This window comes from Vibrio sp. 1249-1, assembly GCF_033340495.1.
Map to the genome: position 1 here is coordinate 1 of NZ_JAWOWJ010000824.1, position 594 is coordinate 594.

The 594-nt window shown below is 44.9% G+C and carries 1 protein-coding gene and 1 pseudogene; one reads left to right on the forward strand and one right to left on the reverse strand.

Annotated elements, in window-relative coordinates; all coding sequences use genetic code 11:
- On the forward strand, positions 1-267 hold a 267-nt coding region (locus R7Z50_RS29130), incomplete at its 5' end, for a LytTR family transcriptional regulator DNA-binding domain-containing protein (protein WP_318149963.1).
- A 76-nt stretch (positions 268-343) separates the two neighbouring features.
- On the opposite strand, the pseudogene ispH reads toward R7Z50_RS29130, so the two are convergent.
- Positions 344-594: pseudogene (gene ispH / locus R7Z50_RS29135) on the reverse strand (4-hydroxy-3-methylbut-2-enyl diphosphate reductase); the annotation flags it as partial.

Genomic DNA, 594 nt, shown 5'->3' on the forward strand with positions numbered 1-594 from the left:
GTGGAATGTGCTTATAGCGATATTAGCGGTGTGCATGTACGTTCCACCAGCCAAACAGCAAGCACTCAGCTCACGTTAAAAACACTGGAAGAAAAAACGCCCTTAGTGCGTTGTCATCGCCAATATTTAGTGAGCATTAAGGCCATCAGTGAAATCAAGCTGCTGGAAAATGGTCTAGCCGAAATCATCACTAAAACAGGCTTTGAGATCCCAGTAAGCCGTCGTTACCTCAAAGTACTCAAAGAGATGCTAGGTATCAGCCACTAAGTGCCGAATATGAGCGAAACATACGATCAAAAAAGGCGACCTTGAGGTCGCCTTTTGAATATTCGATAAATGGATATCAGTCCACTTGCTTGATTTGCAGCTCTTTTGGTACTTCGAAGAACATGTTTTCTTCTCGACCTAAGACTTCATCGACTGAGCGAGCACCCACTAGTTCTTTGATACGCTCAAGAATCTGATTCACCAACTCTTCTGGTGCAGAAGCACCCGCTGTCACACCTACTTTTGTCTTGCCTTCAAACCACTCTGGCTTGATATCTTCAGGACAATCCGTCAAGTAACCAGGCGTGCCAAGTTTCTCAGCCAACT